12 protein-coding genes are annotated in these 14,861 nt (G+C 65.1%); 5 read left to right on the forward strand and 7 right to left on the reverse strand.

Annotation, left to right across the window (positions count from 1 at the left end):
- Positions 1 to 5 precede the first annotated feature (5 nt).
- The 3 genes from ATY02_RS20705 to ATY02_RS20715 all read right to left on the reverse strand — a co-directional run bounded on the left by ATY02_RS20705 (position 6) and on the right by ATY02_RS20715 (position 4,873).
- Positions 6 to 1,346, reverse strand: coding sequence for a PBS lyase (locus tag ATY02_RS20705; protein WP_068589185.1), 1,341 nt, complete (start codon positions 1,344 to 1,346; stop codon positions 6 to 8).
- A gap of 4 nt (positions 1,347 to 1,350) precedes the next feature.
- Positions 1,351 to 2,577 (reverse strand): RtcB family protein, encoded by a 1,227-nt coding sequence (locus tag ATY02_RS20710; RefSeq protein ID WP_068589187.1) that lies wholly within the window; start codon positions 2,575 to 2,577, stop codon positions 1,351 to 1,353.
- 745 nt (positions 2,578 to 3,322) lie between these two features.
- Complete coding sequence (locus ATY02_RS20715; protein WP_068589190.1) at positions 3,323 to 4,873, reverse strand: TROVE domain-containing protein; 1,551 nt, start codon at positions 4,871 to 4,873, stop codon at positions 3,323 to 3,325.
- Between the two features lie 203 nt (positions 4,874 to 5,076).
- On the opposite strand from ATY02_RS20715, the gene rtcR reads away from it, so the two are divergent.
- Positions 5,077 to 6,675, forward strand: coding sequence for an RNA repair transcriptional activator RtcR (gene rtcR, locus ATY02_RS20720; protein ID WP_068589193.1), 1,599 nt, complete (start codon positions 5,077 to 5,079; stop codon positions 6,673 to 6,675).
- 148 nt (positions 6,676 to 6,823) lie between these two features.
- Here the strand turns inward: rtcR and ATY02_RS20725 are convergent, their stop codons facing one another.
- Positions 6,824 to 7,252, reverse strand: a complete 429-nt coding sequence (locus ATY02_RS20725; RefSeq protein ID WP_068588788.1) for a PaaI family thioesterase — start codon at positions 7,250 to 7,252, stop codon at positions 6,824 to 6,826.
- 198 nt (positions 7,253 to 7,450) lie between these two features.
- Between ATY02_RS20725 and ATY02_RS20730 the strand changes: the two genes are divergently transcribed.
- Positions 7,451 to 8,248, forward strand: a complete 798-nt coding sequence (locus tag ATY02_RS20730) for a DUF4349 domain-containing protein (protein WP_068588789.1) — start codon at positions 7,451 to 7,453, stop codon at positions 8,246 to 8,248.
- Positions 8,249 to 8,254: 6 nt separating this feature from the next.
- On the opposite strand, the gene ATY02_RS20735 is transcribed toward ATY02_RS20730, so the two are convergent.
- Positions 8,255 to 8,857, reverse strand: coding sequence for an ATP phosphoribosyltransferase regulatory subunit (locus ATY02_RS20735; RefSeq protein ID WP_068588793.1), 603 nt, complete (start codon positions 8,855 to 8,857; stop codon positions 8,255 to 8,257).
- 283 nt (positions 8,858 to 9,140) lie between these two features.
- Positions 9,141 to 10,109 carry an SDR family NAD(P)-dependent oxidoreductase gene (locus ATY02_RS20740; RefSeq protein WP_068588795.1) on the reverse strand — a complete coding sequence of 323 codons (969 nt, stop codon included), beginning with the start codon at positions 10,107 to 10,109 and terminating at the stop codon, positions 9,141 to 9,143.
- 123 nt (positions 10,110 to 10,232) lie between these two features.
- On the opposite strand from ATY02_RS20740, the gene ATY02_RS20745 reads away from it, so the two are divergent.
- Positions 10,233 to 11,147 (forward strand): AraC family transcriptional regulator, encoded by a 915-nt coding sequence (locus ATY02_RS20745; protein WP_068588798.1) that lies wholly within the window; start codon positions 10,233 to 10,235, stop codon positions 11,145 to 11,147.
- Here the strand turns inward: ATY02_RS20745 and ATY02_RS20750 are convergent.
- Positions 11,144 to 12,232: a DUF1615 domain-containing protein gene (locus ATY02_RS20750; protein WP_068588800.1), complete on the reverse strand. Its 1,089-nt coding sequence runs from the start codon at positions 12,230 to 12,232 to the stop codon at positions 11,144 to 11,146. The genes ATY02_RS20745 and ATY02_RS20750 overlap by 4 nt on opposite strands.
- Positions 12,233 to 12,584: 352 nt before the next feature.
- Between ATY02_RS20750 and ATY02_RS20755 the strand changes: the two genes are divergently transcribed.
- The gene (locus tag ATY02_RS20755) at positions 12,585 to 13,199 is read left to right on the forward strand and encodes a LysE family translocator (protein ID WP_068588803.1); all 615 of its coding nucleotides are present in this window, start codon (positions 12,585 to 12,587) and stop codon (positions 13,197 to 13,199) included.
- A gap of 55 nt (positions 13,200 to 13,254) precedes the next feature.
- The gene (locus ATY02_RS20760; RefSeq protein WP_068588807.1) at positions 13,255 to 14,805 is read left to right on the forward strand and encodes an FAD-dependent oxidoreductase; all 1,551 of its coding nucleotides are present in this window, start codon (positions 13,255 to 13,257) and stop codon (positions 14,803 to 14,805) included.
- Positions 14,806 to 14,861 lie beyond the last annotated feature (56 nt).

A 14,861-nucleotide genomic window follows, 5' to 3' on the forward strand; every position in this document is an offset into this window, starting at 1 on the left:
TTGGTTCATGGCAGCCACTTGAGTGAGCCCGCCGGCAATTCTCCGGCCTTTTCCATCATGCGTACCCGCTGGGTCAGCGCTTCGCGCAGCGGCTTGGGGGTCACTGGATCGAACAGTGCATAACGCCCACTGCACCAACCGGCCAATTGCACCTGCCAGTAGCTCGCCTGTTGTGGAGCCTGGTCCAGGCACCAAAGCAGGTACTCCAGCTGCCGCCAGCCCGGTTTGAGACTCAGCAGCATCCGCTGGCGCCATGCAGGCAGCGCTGGCCAGTGAACATCCAGGTACTGCTCCAGGGCTTCGTCGAATACCGCCCAGGGTTGTTCGCGCAGCAGGCTGACCGCCATCTCGAAGACCTTGTCCGAGACATCGCCCAGGGCCTTGAGCTGCCAGGCCATGCCGCGCTCGCCCAGGCTATGCAGGGCCAGCAGGCGAGTGTTCAAGGCCGGCGAGTCCAGGGCCAGTTGCACCATGGCATCGGCCCGGGGCTCTTGCAGTTCCCTGGCCAGGCCCAGCAGGCCTTGCCACTGCGACCGGTTTGCCGGCGCCGGTTGCAGCACCCGGGCCAGCAGCACTTCCCGTGGCTCCAGGCCATAGCGTGGCGCCGCCCAATGCCCCAGGCCACGCAGGGCTGCCGAGGGGTCGAGCAAGGCCTGGCGCAATTGCTCGCGCGGGTCGTCCAACAGCGGCAGCAACAAGCGCAGGGCCTTGACCCGCACGCTAGCGCCCGAGGTCCGCATGACCTGCTCCAGCAACGGCCGGGCCTGCTCTTTAGCCAGTTCGGCGCAGGCGTCCACCGCCATCTGCCGCACGCTGACCTCGCCATGGCCCAGGGCCTGGGCCAGCAGGGCCGGGCGATCCGCGCCACTGTCCAGCAACAGCTCGAAGACGAACCGTGCGGCCCGGCCCCGGCACGCGGCAAAGGCCTGCTCGACCTTGCCTCGTACTTGCGGCAACTGCAGCACCGCTCGTGCCCGTTCCAGGGTCGCCCCGTGGCTGACCCGCTGCTTGGCGGTCAAGGCCAGCAGCGGACCCAAGACCTGCAACCACAAGGCGCCATGTTCAGGTACCAGGTACAGCTCCACGGCCGTAGCCGCCTCCTGGCGAACCTGGGGCACCCAATCGTTGAGGCGCTCCAGCAGCACCACCAGGGCGGCGGCCGACGGCTGGCGGGCCAGGCGTCGTACTGCCGACTGGCGGACGAAGCCATTGCCAAAACCGCTCAGGACCAGCCAGGCATCGTGTTCGTCCCGGGTTTGCCAGACTTCGCGCATCCGGCCAATTTCGTAGTCGCTCAGCTGGTAGTGCCAATCGGGCGGGCACTCCAGCATATCCATGACATCCATCGCTCTACCCCTTAACGCATACCACCTGACGCAAGGTATGCAGTACTTCCACCAGTTCGCTCTGGGCGTCCATCACTTGGTCGATGTCCTTGTAGGCCATCGGAATCTCGTCGATCACGTTCTCATCCTTACGGCACTCCACATGGGCGGTGGCGCGGATCTGGTCGGCCAGGGTGAAGGTGTTCTTGGCCTTGGTCCGGCTCATGGTTCGACCGGCACCGTGGCTGCAGGAGCAGAACGCCTCCTCGTTACCCAACCCGCGGACGATGAAGCTCTTGGCTCCCATCGACCCGGGGATGATCCCCAACTCGCCCTTCTTCGCCGACACCGCACCCTTGCGGGTCACCAGCACCTCTTCACCGAAGTGGCGCTCCTTCTGTACGTAGTTGTGGTGGCAGTTCACCGCCTCCAGCGCGACTTCGAAGGGCTTGCTGATCACCTTGCGGGTGGCCTGGATCACCAGTTGCATCATCAACTCGCGGTTCTGCCGGGCGAAATCCTGGGCCCAGGCCACGGCCTCGACGTAATCATCGAAGTGCTGGCTACCTTCCTCGAAGTAGGCCAGGTCGCGGTCCGGCAGGTTGGCGATGTGCTGGCGCATATCCGCCTGGGCCAGGTTGATGAACAGGTTGCCGATGGCATTACCTACGCCGCGCGAACCGCTATGGAGCATGAACCAGACGCGGTTGGCCTCGTCCAGGCACACCTCGATGAAGTGGTTCCCGCCTCCCAGGGTTCCCAGGTGCTGGCGGTTGTTGCTGTTGGCCAGCGCCGGGTACTTATCGGTGATCGCCTTGAACCGTGGATGCAGGGCTGCCCAGGCCTGGTCGGCCTGTTGCGGGATCTCACCCCAGGCCCCCTTGTCTCGTCCGCTACGTGGCGAGGTACGACCGTGGGGCACCGCCTGCTCGATGGCGCTACGCAACCCGGCCAGGTTATCCGGCAGGTCGGAGGCGGTCAGCGAGGTCCGGGCGGCGATCATCCCGCAGCCGATATCCACCCCGACCGCCGCCGGAATGATCGCGCCCACGGTGGGGATCACGCTACCGATGGTCGATCCCTTACCCAGGTGGACGTCGGGCATCACGGCCAGGTGCTTGAAGATGAAGGGCATCTTGGCGGTGTTCATCAGCTGCTGGCGGGCTTCGTTTTCCACGGGCACGCCCTGGGTCCACATCTTGATTGGCTTACCGTTGGCGACTTCCAGCAATTGGTAGGTCTTGCGTTCCATATCTTTTTACTCTTTCTTCCTGGGGCCCGAATCCGGGCCTTGTTGTATCGGCAGCGCAAGAGCGGATTGCAGTCTTGCGCCCATGATCGATCGGGTGGCCGGTCATCCGGCAGGTCTTGGCGACAAAAAAAGGTGAAACATGCAGCCTGCTCTACCCCTGAGCTACCACCTTGCGGTGGGCGGGAATCGAACCCGCGACCAGGCTGTCCTGTAGTTCCACCGGCATTCGCCGGGTCAATCGGTGCAGGCCGGGCCTGCGGGCAGCGACAAGGGAACGGGCACATTTGCTCTACCCACTGAGCTACAGCCTTGCGGCTGGCGGGGCTCGAACCCGCGACACCATGTAGTACCCGTGGCATTCGCTGCCATCCCGCCAAGGCGGGGGAAACCTGCGACGACAAGGAATCGATGAAACGATGCACTCGCGTTCTGCTGGTTGAACCACGGCGCCCTTTTCGAGCACCGGCGGGACTCGCACCCGCATCTCGAGCCTTGGATGTAGTTCCATCGGCATTCGTCGCAAAAAACCGCAAAACAGGTGGCGCGACAACAGTAGTGGCTGATAGCCGGATTCGAACCGGCAAGACCAGGATGTACAGCCACCGGCATTCGCGCCGTCACCGGCCCTGACAAAATCTGCTGAGACGTCTTTGGATGTAGTCACAGCGGCATTCAGGGCCAATGATCAAGAAACTTCAGTGTGCGCCGGCTGCCCGGCGCATGCTCTAACTCAATAACCTGGCGCTCAGGGCGCCAGGGCCTCGATGGCTTTCACCCAGTGCTGGCCACCGTAGTTGCCGGCGATGAACTGCTCGATCACGTCGAACACCGTATCGCTGAAGCCACCGACGTTGAGGATGTCCTCACGGTCCGAGGCCTGGGTGGTGGCCCCGGGTTGCATATCGATGCACACCAGCCGGGCGTTGGGGTTGATCGCCTTGATCCGCTCCCACTGGCGCATGGTTTCAGTGGCCCCATGGCGCCGGGCGTCGATCCACGACTCGTTGTCCGAGACCAGGATCAGCGTGTCCAGCTTGAACCGCGCATTGGCCAGCTGCGCCAAGGGGGCCGAGCAGTTGGTCCCGCCGCCACCGATGGCCGCCAGCTTCTGGGCATTGGTCATCACGCTGTCCCGGGGGTTGAGGCGGATATCCACCACTTCCCGTTCGAACGGCATGACCCGTGCCGTCGGCCGCTTGCGCAGGACCGCCGCCGCCACCAGTGCCGCCACATCGATGCAGCGCACCGCCGTGGTGGCGCCCTGGCGATAACCCGTGACCGGACTGTGCATCGACCCCGAGACGTCCGGGCATACCACGACCGAACCGCTGAGCGCCGGCACATTGGCCAGGGACAGCTCCAGGGCATCCTGCAGCGCCTCGCGCACCCGCTGCGGCACCTCCTCTCCCGCCATGCGGTAGGCCGCCAGCAGCTGGTACGGGTAGACCCGGGCCTTGGCCACCTCTGCGGCATCCGCCAGGCGCGCCGCCACATACTCCGTGCAACCGCGCACCTGGAACGCACCGTGGCGAGCCAGGGTGTTGAGGTTCATGCGCAGCCCCTGCCAGCCCATGTTGCGAGCCTGGGCGGCCCATTGCTCAGCGCTCAGGCTCTCGTTGCCCAGCAACTGGAACGGTACATCCGGCACCTGGGTGCTGGCCCCGCTGCGAAACGCCAGCAGCTCACGGGTCAGCCCGGGCAGCGCCTGGACATCCACCGGCTTGCCGATCAGCCAGGCGAAGAAGGCTTCACGCCAGGCCTCGCGGGGCTTGGGGTGGACCATCTTGACCACATCCGCCAGCGACGGCTGGTTGCCGATCGATGCCTGCAGCAGCTGGCGCTCGCTGGCGTTGTTCAGCCAGTCCTGCACCAGGCGCTTGGGTTGCGAGCCCAGGGACTTGCGGCCGGTCACGCCGCTACGCAGGATCTGCACGTAGTTGCGTAGCATCTTGCCGTTGTCCACCACCTGGGCGAACAGCTCGGGCACCTGGACCGAACGTTGCGCGGTCAGCGCCGCCAGCAGCAGCGCCGGCATGTCCTTCATATGGCCTTGCTGGCGAGCGTAGCGAGCGGCCTGGGCCACGAAGCGGCTGTCGACTTCACTCACCAGTTGCAACACGGCTTCCAGCTGATCCTCGGGTGAGGTGTAGAAGGTCGAGTTCAGGCAACCGGTGACTGCCAGCTGGGCCAGGCGACGCTTGGCGTTGTAGGCGTAGGCCGGGGCCCGGGAGGCATTGCGGGTGTCGCTCGCCGGGGCTTTTGCCTGTTGGGTGTTGAACAGCTGCTGGTTGGCCATCTTGGCGTCTCGCTGGTTGTCTTGTTCGTTGCCAGAGATATTGCAGCCGCCGTGCCAGCTTTGAATTTTTTATCGAATTTATTTTTAACTTATTGATTTTAAACGTATTTATTTTTCATCTTTATTTCTTCAGTGATTTTTCGCGACAAACGTTGCTCTGATTTTATATCTTTATCTATCGCAGTTTATCCAAGGATATAAACATGTCGGACAAGTCCACGGTCGCCATCGGTTTCGTCGGAGCCACCCTCGATCGTGTCGGCAAGGGCGCCAACCGTTGGAGCCACTGGCGCCCGAGCGTGGGCTTGTGCCAGCAGCAGGATGTGCTGATCCACCGCCTGGAACTGATCCATGGCGTCGACGCCCGGGACATCAGCCTCGCCGGGCGCATTGCCGACGACATCCGCCAGGTCTCCCCCGAGACCGAGGTGCGCTTGCACCCCATGGAGCTGAAGAACCCCTGGGACTTCGAGGAGGTGTATGGCGCCCTGCACGACTTCACCAGCGCCTACGCGTTCGACACCGAGCGCGAGGACTACCTGGTGCACATCACCACCGGGACCCACGTGGCGCAGATTTGCTGGTTCCTGTTGACCGAGGCCCGCTTCCTGCCGGCGCGACTGATCCAGACCTCCCCAGCCCGGCGCCGCGATCCGGACGAGCACGCTACCGGCACCCATGCACTGATCGACCTCGACCTGTCGCGCTATGACCGCATCGCCTCGCGCTTCGCCCACAAGCGCCTGGAGGGCCTGGCCTTTCTCAAGTCGGGGATCGCCACCCGCAACCTGGCCTTCAACCGCTCCATCGAACAGATCGAGCGAGTGGCGGTACGCTCCAAGGCGCCGATGCTGCTGATTGGCCCCACCGGGGCGGGCAAGTCGTTCCTGGCCCGGCGCATCTATGAACTCAAGCGTGGCCGGCACCAGGTCCTGGGGCGCTTTGTCGAGATCAACTGCGCCACCCTGCGCGGCGACGGCGCCATGTCGGCACTGTTCGGCCATACCAAGGGCGCCTTCACCGGCGCCCAGAATGCCCGCGACGGCCTGCTGCGAGCGGCCCACGGCGGCATGTTGTTCCTCGACGAGATCGGCGAACTGGGCCTGGACGAACAGGCGATGCTGCTCAAGGCCATCGAGGAAAAACGCTTCTTCCCCATGGGTTCGGACCAGGAGGTGGAGAGCGACTTCCTGATCATCGCCGGTACCCACCGGGACTTGCGCGGCCGGGTGGCCCAGGGCCTGTTCCGCGAAGACCTGTACGCCCGGATCAACCTCTGGACCTTCAACCTGCCGGGGCTGGCGGGGCGCCGCGAAGACATCGAGCCCAACATCGATTTCGAGCTGGAACGCCATGCCCGGGAGCAAGGCCAACTGGTGCGCTTCAACCTTGAGGCCCGGCGGCGCTACCTGGCCTTCGCCAGCTCCAGCGAAGCGGCCTGGCTGGGCAACTTCCGCGAGCTGTCGGCGTCCATCACCCGCATGGCCACCCTGGCCGACAGCGGCCGGATCGACGAGGCCCTGGCCCAGGAAGAGATCCAGCGCCTGCGCCATGCCTGGGGCCTGGAACAGAGCGAGGACGAGCTACAGCCGCTGTTGGGCACAGACATGGAACTGGACCTGTTCGACCGCCTGCAACTCAAGGCGGTGATCGCCGAATGCCGGCGCGCCGACAGCCTGTCGGATGCCGGGCGGCGCCTGTTCGGGGTCTCGCGCCTGGGCAAGGCCAATCCCAACGACGCCGATCGGTTGCGCAAGTACCTGGCGCGCTTCGGCCTGGACTGGAAACAGATCACCAGCTGAGCATCGCGTAGCTGCTCATGAATGCCCGCTGAAGGCCCTGGGGGGCTCGCGGGCTCGGCAGCGGCTACAAAGAGGATACGCCAGACACCAAAGGTGCCCGCTTCGTGTAGCCGCTGCCGCAGGCTGCGCACGGGCGCGATGCGTCAGATCAGGCCAGCGTCGGCGACGGCTGCGGCACGGCGAACACGCCGCTGGCTCGGGCCACTTCGCGCTCGCCAACGCTCAGCACCACGGTGGCGAAGGCGATCTGCCGCCCGCGCCGGGAATGCTCCAGGCGCACCTCCAGCCAATCCCCCACCTGCACCGCGCCCAGGTAATCGAGGTTCATGCTGGCCGTGATCAGTGGCAATGGCGGCTCGCTGGAGAACGCCATGGCATACCCCATGCCGACGTCCGCCAGGGTGGCGATGATGCCGCCGTGCACGATGCCGCGACCGTTGGCGTGGCGGGCATCGGCACGCAGGCCGACACGCAGCCCACTGCCATTGCCACAGCCGTAGACCGGACCGATCAGCTCCAGCAACGGACTGCTGCGAGGCAAGGGACTGAAACCCTGGGGAACATCCGCTTCACTCATGACAAGCTCCTTGAGCACCAGCGCAGCACCATCGCTGCGTACTGCCACAGATGTAGCGCCAATCCGCGGTGCGGCCTATCAGTATCAATCCGGGAAATTGCCGCAAATAAGTCACAACGCCATCGTGGCCGCCCCAGGAAGGACGGTAAGATGCGCGCCTGCGTTCCCAACGCAGTTTCAAGTACCCAAGGAGCTCCCATGCAACATCAGGACGACCACCCTAACCGCCCTCGCCGCCTGGCCTTTGCCCTGCTGGGAGCGCTGGCACTCAGCGCCTGCTCTCCCAGCGACCAGGGCAGAAGCGCCGTGGCCCTTGGCGGCGCCCAGGGCCAGGCCGGCGCCCAGTTGGCCTACGAACATGAGCTGACCCTGTCGTTGCCCTCGGAGCAGATCGGCCCGCGCCTGGCGCAAACCCGTGAAGCCTGCGAACAGGCGAAGTTCGGTGCGTGCAATATCCTGCGCCTGGAACAAGGCAAGTACCGCGCCCAAGTGGTACTGCGGGTAGTACCGAGCGGCGTCGAGCCCATGGTCCAGCAGGCCGCCGAAGGCGCCGAGCTGGGCGAGCGCATCACCAGCGCCGAAGACCTGGCCGACGCCGTGGCCGACGTGCAGCGCCAGCAACAACGGCTCAAGGCCCAGCAACAGCGATTGGACGAACTGGCCGCGCGCAAGGACATCAGCGTCGGCGACCTGATCGCCCTGAGCAAGGAGCAAGCCGGCATCGAGAATGACCTGCAAGCCCTGGCCCAGACCGCCGCCGGCCAGCAACGGCGGTTGGACACCAACCGCCTGACCCTGAGCTTCCAGCCCAGCGACAGCGGCCAGCGCAGCTCCAACCTCAAGCGCGCCTTCAGCAACCTGCTGGACAACCTGGCCGACGGTACCGCCGAGGCCCTGGAGAAAGGCAGCTACGTGCTGCCCTTCGTGATCCTCGCCTTCCCCCTGGTGCTGCTGTGGGTCTGGCTGTGGCGCAAGTTCGTCCGTCGCCGCCAGTAACCTCGCCTAGGCCTGGGCCTGGAGCGCCAGTTGCAAGCGCTCCAGGCCGATGCCGAACCCGGCACCCTGGCGATAGGCCCCCGCCCCCACCACTTGTTGCTGCGCCCCGAGGCGCCGGCAACGCACCTCGAAACCCTCGCCATCCAGGTAATAGGTCAGGCCACGCTTGACCCCCAGGTTGAGCTCATAGTCCAGCGCCAAGGCATCCAGGAAGCCGGTGCACAACTGCTGCGCCTGCACCAGTGCCTGGCGTGGATCGGGCCCGAGGATCTCCAAACCCAGCTGGGTGAATTCACGGTAGCGCCCGGCCTGGGGCTTCTCGTAGCGATAGCAGCGGGCAACGTAGAAAAACATTGCCTGGGTCCGTCCCGCCAGCAGCTGGCCAGCGGTTTCCTGGAACAGCGCGGTGGCTTCCGGAATCAGGCAGCAAGGGCGACCGGCCTTGTCGGCGAAGGCCCACATCTGGCCGATGACTTCACTGCCCCCGGCTTTTTCAATAAAGGTGTCCTGGCCCCACAAGGCCGGGACTATGACTTCTTCAGCACCCGCTTCGATGAAGCCAGCTCCGGAACCGGCCCTCCAGGATGCGCAGGTTGGCGGCTTGTTCACCGGTGATCATTCGCGTGCCACGGAGCATAGTCATGGGTCGTTCCTCTGGTTTTTTACAGACAATAAAAAAGGCGCCTTGCAGGGCGCCTTGGTGGTGAGTCGAGGGTCAGTGGCGAGGGATGCGCATCACTGACGGCTCGATGCGCATACGCGACCACGGCCCCTGGAATGAGGTCGATGGTGATGGGTGCGATTGCCGAGCCGGAAAAAATTCATGGCGCATCCTGGCATACCGTAAAAGCAACTGACAAGCGCCTCGTTGTTCGTGCCAGCAGCCCCACACTCAAGGCCGACCGCCCACCAACGCGTCGACTCCGGTCAACTGGCCAGACAACGTCCAAAGGCGTTCGGCCTGCCCGGGGTCGATGGCATATGAGCGGACACCGACAAAGGACGGTGGCTCGCGCTCATCCAGCGAGGCGATGTCGCAGTCCTCGCAATACAACCCGCCCATGCCCTCCAGCTGCGGCGAAGTGGCCGCCCAGACCTGGGTCGCAGCGCCTTGCTGCGGCGTCTTGAACGAGGGATCGGCCGGCTGGCCCGAAGCGTCGAGCCAACCAGCCGCGATCATCTCGCCCTGCACCAGATGGCGTTGCAGCGGGGTGAAGATCTTTCCGGGATGAACGGCAAAGGCCCGGACGCCGGCATGCCGCCCCAACCGATCCAGGTGCACGGCGAACAACGCGTTGGCGGTCTTCGATTGCCCATAGGCGGCCCATTTGTCATAACCCCGAGTGAATTGCACATCGTCCCAACGCATGGCCGATTGCTGGTGTCCTGCCGACGACAGCACCACGACCCTGGCGCCACCTTCGAGTGCCGGCCAAAGCTCATTGACCAGGACGTAGTGCCCCAGGTGATTGGTCGCCAATTGCCTTTCCCAGCCCGGGCCCACGCGTCCCTCGGGGCAAGCCATGACGCCTGCGTTGGCAATCAGGATGTCGAGATGCCGGCCACTGCCCAGCACGCGCTGCGCGAGGTCCTTCACCGAAAGGAGATCGGACAGGTCCAACTGCTGGACCTCAACACCAGCAATCCCATAGGTGCTTGCCTGGGCGGCCGCGACATCGCGTGCCGTCACGATCACCTGGGCGCCGGCCTGGGCCAGGGCCCGCGTGGCTTCCAGGCCAAGCCCTGAGTGGCCGCCGGTGACCAGGGCCAGGGTGCCGGAAAGGTCTCGCCCTGCCAGCACTTCTGCCGCCGTACTGGCTGCACCAAAACCGGAATGGATCGGGATTTGCCTGCTCGTCATGAACGCTCCGTGAAACAGGATGGGTAGTCGCGGGAAGATCCCCGCGCCTGGTATTTTCCCGGCTGGACTTGCAGCCGGGAATGCAACAAAGTCCGGTTTTCTATCGCGAGCGTCCGAATATCCATGGACCCGTTATCCGAAGTTCTGGCCCTGCTCAATATGCGCAGCTCGGTGTTCGCCGGCTTGAAGGCGGGCGGCGACTGGGCCATCGACTTCCCTGCGCCCGACGGCATCAAGTTCAACGCGCTCATCGAAAGCTCCTGCTGGTTGACCGTGGAAGGCGCCGGCCCCCCCGTACGCCTGGTGGCCGGGGACTGCTTCCTGCTGTCGCGCAAACGGGCCTTTTCGCTCTGTAGCGACCCAGAACTACCAGCCATCCGGGCGGACGAGGTCTATCGCCACGCCAGCAGTGGCGTCGCCCATTGCGGTAGCGCCGATGAGCTGTTCCTGATCGGTGGCCGCTTCGCCTTCGGCGAGGAGGCCAACCTGCTGTTCGCCGGGTTGCCTGCGCTGGCGGTCATCGGCAATGGCTCGGAGCCGGCGTCGGTACTGAACTGGGCCTTGCAACACATGGCCCACGAACTGGCCGGGTCTTCCCCAGGCCATTCGATCGTGGTCCAGCACCTGGGGCACATCATGCTGGTGCAGGTGCTGCGCATGTACCTGGCCCAGGCAACCGACGCACCACCAAGCTGGTTGCTGGCGATCTGTGATCCACGCATCGGGGCGGTCATCGAGGCCATCCATGCCGACCCGGCCCGGGCCTGGACCGTCGAGGACCTGGCCCGGATCGCCAGGGTCTCGCGCTCGACCCTGGCCCTGCATTTCAAGCAAAAGGCCGGGATAGCCCCACTGGAGTACCTGTTGCGCTGGCGCATGCAACTGGCCACGCAATCCTTGAAAAGCGGGCGGGCGAGCATTTCCTCGATCGCCCAGAAGCTGGGCTACGACTCCGACAGCGCCTTCAGCCACGCCTTCAAGCGGATCATGCACTGCTCGCCTCGCCAGTACCGCGAGCGACAGGCACACGCCATTTAGTGACGCGCCATGCAGCGCTGATAGCGCTCTTCCACCCGCTTGGCGAACCAGGCGGTGGTCAGCTGGCGCGTGATCTTCGGGCTCTTGAGCTCGATGCCCGGGAGTATCTGCCGCGGTACACCCTTGCCCTTGGCCTGGTCGGCCAGGGCGAATACCTTGCGGTACAACGCGGTCTGCTCGAATTGCGCGCTGTCGCCCTGCTCCAGCTGGTCGCGAATCACCGGGTTGCGCAGCCCCAACTGCTTGCCCAGGGTGCGTACTGCCAGCTCGGTACTGCCGGGCAGGATCGAGTCGTAGCGGATCAGGTCGCCATCGAGCGCCAGGCGAATCCCGGTGAGCTGGCTGACCGCAGCCTGGAACGCGGCATTGCGGCTGGCGTACCAGCCAGCGTTGAAGTCGGCGAAGCGATACAGCGGCTGCGGGTAGCTCACCGGATAACCCAGCAGGTGGGCGATGCCGAAGTACAGGCCTCCCCGACGGCTGAAGACCTCGTGGCGGATCGAATCTCGTGGTGAATAGGGATAGCCCTGGGCGTGCTTCTCGGCAAAGGCGATGCTGACCTGCATCGGCCCGCCGGTATGCACCGGGTTGAAACCACCGAACAGGGTCTGGCCCATGGGCACCTGGCCGATGAAGTCATCGAAGATCGCGCTCAGTTCCTTTTCGGTACGGGCCTTGGCCAGGCGCTGGCTGTAGGACTGGCCGTCGCTGGAACGTACCTGCAATGCAGCACTGACCAGCAGCCCCGGAACATGTGCCTTGGCCGCACGGCGATCGACCTCATCCCGGGCAATGCGCCCCAGGCCCGGCACCGCTGGATCGACCTGGAAACCGGACTCCTGCTCGGCCACCGCCAGCACTGCGCACAAGTTGCCGGGACTGGGGTCCAGCCCTTGGGCATTGAAGGCTACCTGGATGTCCCGGGCCCAGCCCTGGCGATCGCTCACCTGGGCGGGCAACAGTCGCAGGATGCGTGCCTGGACCTGTTCGGCAGGTAACTCGGGCGAGTGGGAACCGGGCTGGCTGGCACAACCGGCCAACAACAGCAGGCCAAGGAAACTGCCGACAAGGCGATGTGAAATCATGGTTCTCCAAGGGAAATCGGGACCCGGTCCCTGCAAGTAAAGCAACGAACGCGAGCTTCGACCGAAGACCTGCAGCGCCGTTCCCCTGCCCCGCTCGACAGATGCCAGCGTGATCGGCTTCATGTAGCCGCTGCCGCAGGCTGCGCAATAGCGCAGCGGCCGCCTATGCCCGGCCATTCCTGCGCTGCCGAGCCTGTGGGTCTTGGCGCAGCCCTGCAGGCTCGGCAGCGGCTACAGATCCGTTCAAATCGCCGGCAACAAGAACAGGGCCGACTAGAATCCATCTACTGCACACCCCCCGCCTGGGTGTATGTTCGACGACTCCCCCGCCTTGCCATGGAGTACTGCCCGGATGTTGAACCTGGATTTCTTGATCACCAGCCTGATCGTCGTGCTGATCCCCGGCAGCGGCGTCATCCTGACCATTTCCACGGCCCTGGTAGCCGGCAAGCGCGCCAGCCTGTTCACCGCCATCGGCTGCACCGCCGGGATCGTCCCGCACCTGCTGGCCTCGATCCTCGGCCTGTCGGCGATCCTGCACACCAGCGCCCTGGCGTTCCAGGGCCTGAAGTTCGCCGGGGTCGCCTACCTGCTGTACCTAGCCTACGCCACCTGGCGCGATCGCTCGGCCTTCGCCGTCGACAGCCACGCGGTCAGCCAGGGCGCCGGCGCGCTGATGCTCAAGGCCTGCCTGCTGAACATCCTCAACCCCAAGCTGACGATCTTCTTCCTCGCCTTCCTGCCGCAGTTCATCAGCCACGACGGCAGCGATCCGGTCCCGCAGATGCTGCTCCTGAGCGGAGTGTTCATGGCCATGACCTTCTTCGTGTTCGTGCTCTACGGCCTGCTGGCCAACCTGTTCCGCACCGCGGTGATCGAGTCGCCCAAGGTCCAGGACTGGCTGCGCCGCAGCTTCGCCGCCAGCTTTGCCGGGCTGGGCCTGAACCTGGCGTTCGCCCAGCGCTGAGCCAGCGGCAGTACCGCCGGATCCATGACATTGATTCCTTGCCCAGGACAAAGACATGAACTGCAGCGACGTACTGATCATCGGCGCCGGCCCCACCGGCCTCGTCCTGGCGCTCTGGCTGCGCCAGCAAGGGGTCAAGGTGCGGATCATCGACAAGACCTCCGGCCCGGGCACCACGTCCCGGGCCCTGGCGGTGCAGGCCCGGACCCTTGAGCTGTATCGCCAGCTGGGCCTGACCCAGGCCATTGTCGAGCGGGGTTGCCACGTGCCGGCGGTGAACCTGTGGGTCAAGGGCGAACGGGTCGCACAACTGCCGTTCGAGACCATCGGTGGCGACCTGACGCCCTACCCCTTCCTGCAGATCTTTCCCCAGGACGAACACGAACAACTGCTGGTCGAGCGCCTGGCCCAGATGGGCGTCAGTGTCGAGCGTGAGACCGAGCTGCTGGCCTTCACCGATCACGGTCACCTGATCAATGCCCGCTTGCGCGGTCCCGATGGTCGGGAAGAGCACTGCCAGGCGTTCTACCTGGCCGGCTGCGACGGTGCCCGCTCCACGGTCCGCAAGACCCTGGGCGCCAGTTTTCCCGGCGGGACCTACCAGCAGGTGTTCTATGTGGCGGATGTCGAGGCCGCTGGCCCGAGCCTCGATGGCCAGTTGCATGTGGACCTGGACGCTGCCGACTTCTTGGCGGTGTTCCCCCTGGCCCACAGCGGTCACGCACGGTTGATCGGTACCGTGCGTGACGAACGAGCCGAACACCTGGAGCACCTGCGCTTCGAGGATGTCAGCCAGCGCGCCATGCACCAGCTCAAGGTGCAAGTCGAGCAGGTCAACTGGTTCTCCACCTATCGGGTACACCACCGGGTGGCCGGGCAATTTCGCTGGGGTCGGGTCTTTCTCCTGGGCGATGCCGCCCACCTCCACAGCCCGGCTGGCGGCCAGGGCATGAACACCGGGATCGGCGATGCCATCAACCTGGCCTGGAAGCTGGCCACGGTGCTCGCAGGCCAGGGCGACGAGCGCCTGCTGGACAGCTATGGCATCGAGCGCATGGAGTTCGCCCGGCGCCTGGTCGCCACCACCGACCGGGTGTTCAACTTCGCCACGGCCGACGGCCCGATCGCCTATCTGGTCCGCACCCGTGTCGCACCGCTGCTGCTGCCGAAGATCGCCGCCTTCGACCGGGCCCGCGAATTCCTGTTTCGCACGGTGTCGCAGATCACCCTGAACTACCGCGGCATGCCCTTGAGCGCAGGCAGCGTCGGCCCGGTACACGGCGGCGACCGCCTGCCCTGGGTCAGCGACGGCGGGCAGGACAACTTCGACAGCCTGGAATACCTGGGTTGGCAGGTGCATGTGTATGGCGTGGCCAGCGACGCCTTGCATGCCTGGTGCAACGCCCGAGAGATCCCCTTGCGGGTCTTCGATTGGCAGGCGGCCCATGCCGAGGCGGGACTGGCGCGCAACGCCCTGTACCTGCTGCGCCCCGACACCTACGTGGCGCTGGCGGATCGCTCGGCGGACCCACAGGTGCTGGAGCGCTACTTCCGTGAGCAGCAGATATCCCCACAGCCCGCCACGGCGTTGCGCAAGAGACCGTGAGGCCTGGCTCTGCCCATCGGTACTGGCAAGGCGGTTCCGGCAACAGCCGGCCCCGC

The sequence above is a fragment of the Pseudomonas sp. BIOMIG1BAC genome (assembly GCF_001705995.2).
GTDB lineage: Bacteria > Pseudomonadota > Gammaproteobacteria > Pseudomonadales > Pseudomonadaceae > Aquipseudomonas > Aquipseudomonas sessilinigenes.

Bases quoted from the DNA above. Each gene is read 5' to 3' on its own strand.
- ATY02_RS20755 (WP_068588803.1), top strand. From the start codon at position 12,585: ATGTTGAACCTGGATTTCTTGATCACCAGCCTGATCGTCGTGCTGATC.
- ATY02_RS20760 (WP_068588807.1), top strand. From the start codon at position 13,255: ATGAACTGCAGCGACGTACTGATCATCGGCGCCGGCCCCACCGGCCTC.
- ATY02_RS20725 (WP_068588788.1), bottom strand. From the start codon at position 7,252: ATGAGTGAAGCGGATGTTCCCCAGGGTTTCAGTCCCTTGCCTCGCAGC.
- ATY02_RS20715 (WP_068589190.1), bottom strand. From the start codon at position 4,873: ATGGCCAACCAGCAGCTGTTCAACACCCAACAGGCAAAAGCCCCGGCG.
- ATY02_RS20750 (WP_068588800.1), bottom strand. From the start codon at position 12,232: ATGATTTCACATCGCCTTGTCGGCAGTTTCCTTGGCCTGCTGTTGTTG.
- ATY02_RS20745 (WP_068588798.1), top strand. From the start codon at position 10,233: ATGGACCCGTTATCCGAAGTTCTGGCCCTGCTCAATATGCGCAGCTCG.
- rtcR (WP_068589193.1), top strand. From the start codon at position 5,077: ATGTCGGACAAGTCCACGGTCGCCATCGGTTTCGTCGGAGCCACCCTC.
- ATY02_RS20710 (WP_068589187.1), bottom strand. From the start codon at position 2,577: ATGGAACGCAAGACCTACCAATTGCTGGAAGTCGCCAACGGTAAGCCA.
- ATY02_RS20705 (WP_068589185.1), bottom strand. From the start codon at position 1,346: ATGGATGTCATGGATATGCTGGAGTGCCCGCCCGATTGGCACTACCAG.
- ATY02_RS20730 (WP_068588789.1), top strand. From the start codon at position 7,451: ATGCAACATCAGGACGACCACCCTAACCGCCCTCGCCGCCTGGCCTTT.
- ATY02_RS20740 (WP_068588795.1), bottom strand. From the start codon at position 10,109: ATGACGAGCAGGCAAATCCCGATCCATTCCGGTTTTGGTGCAGCCAGT.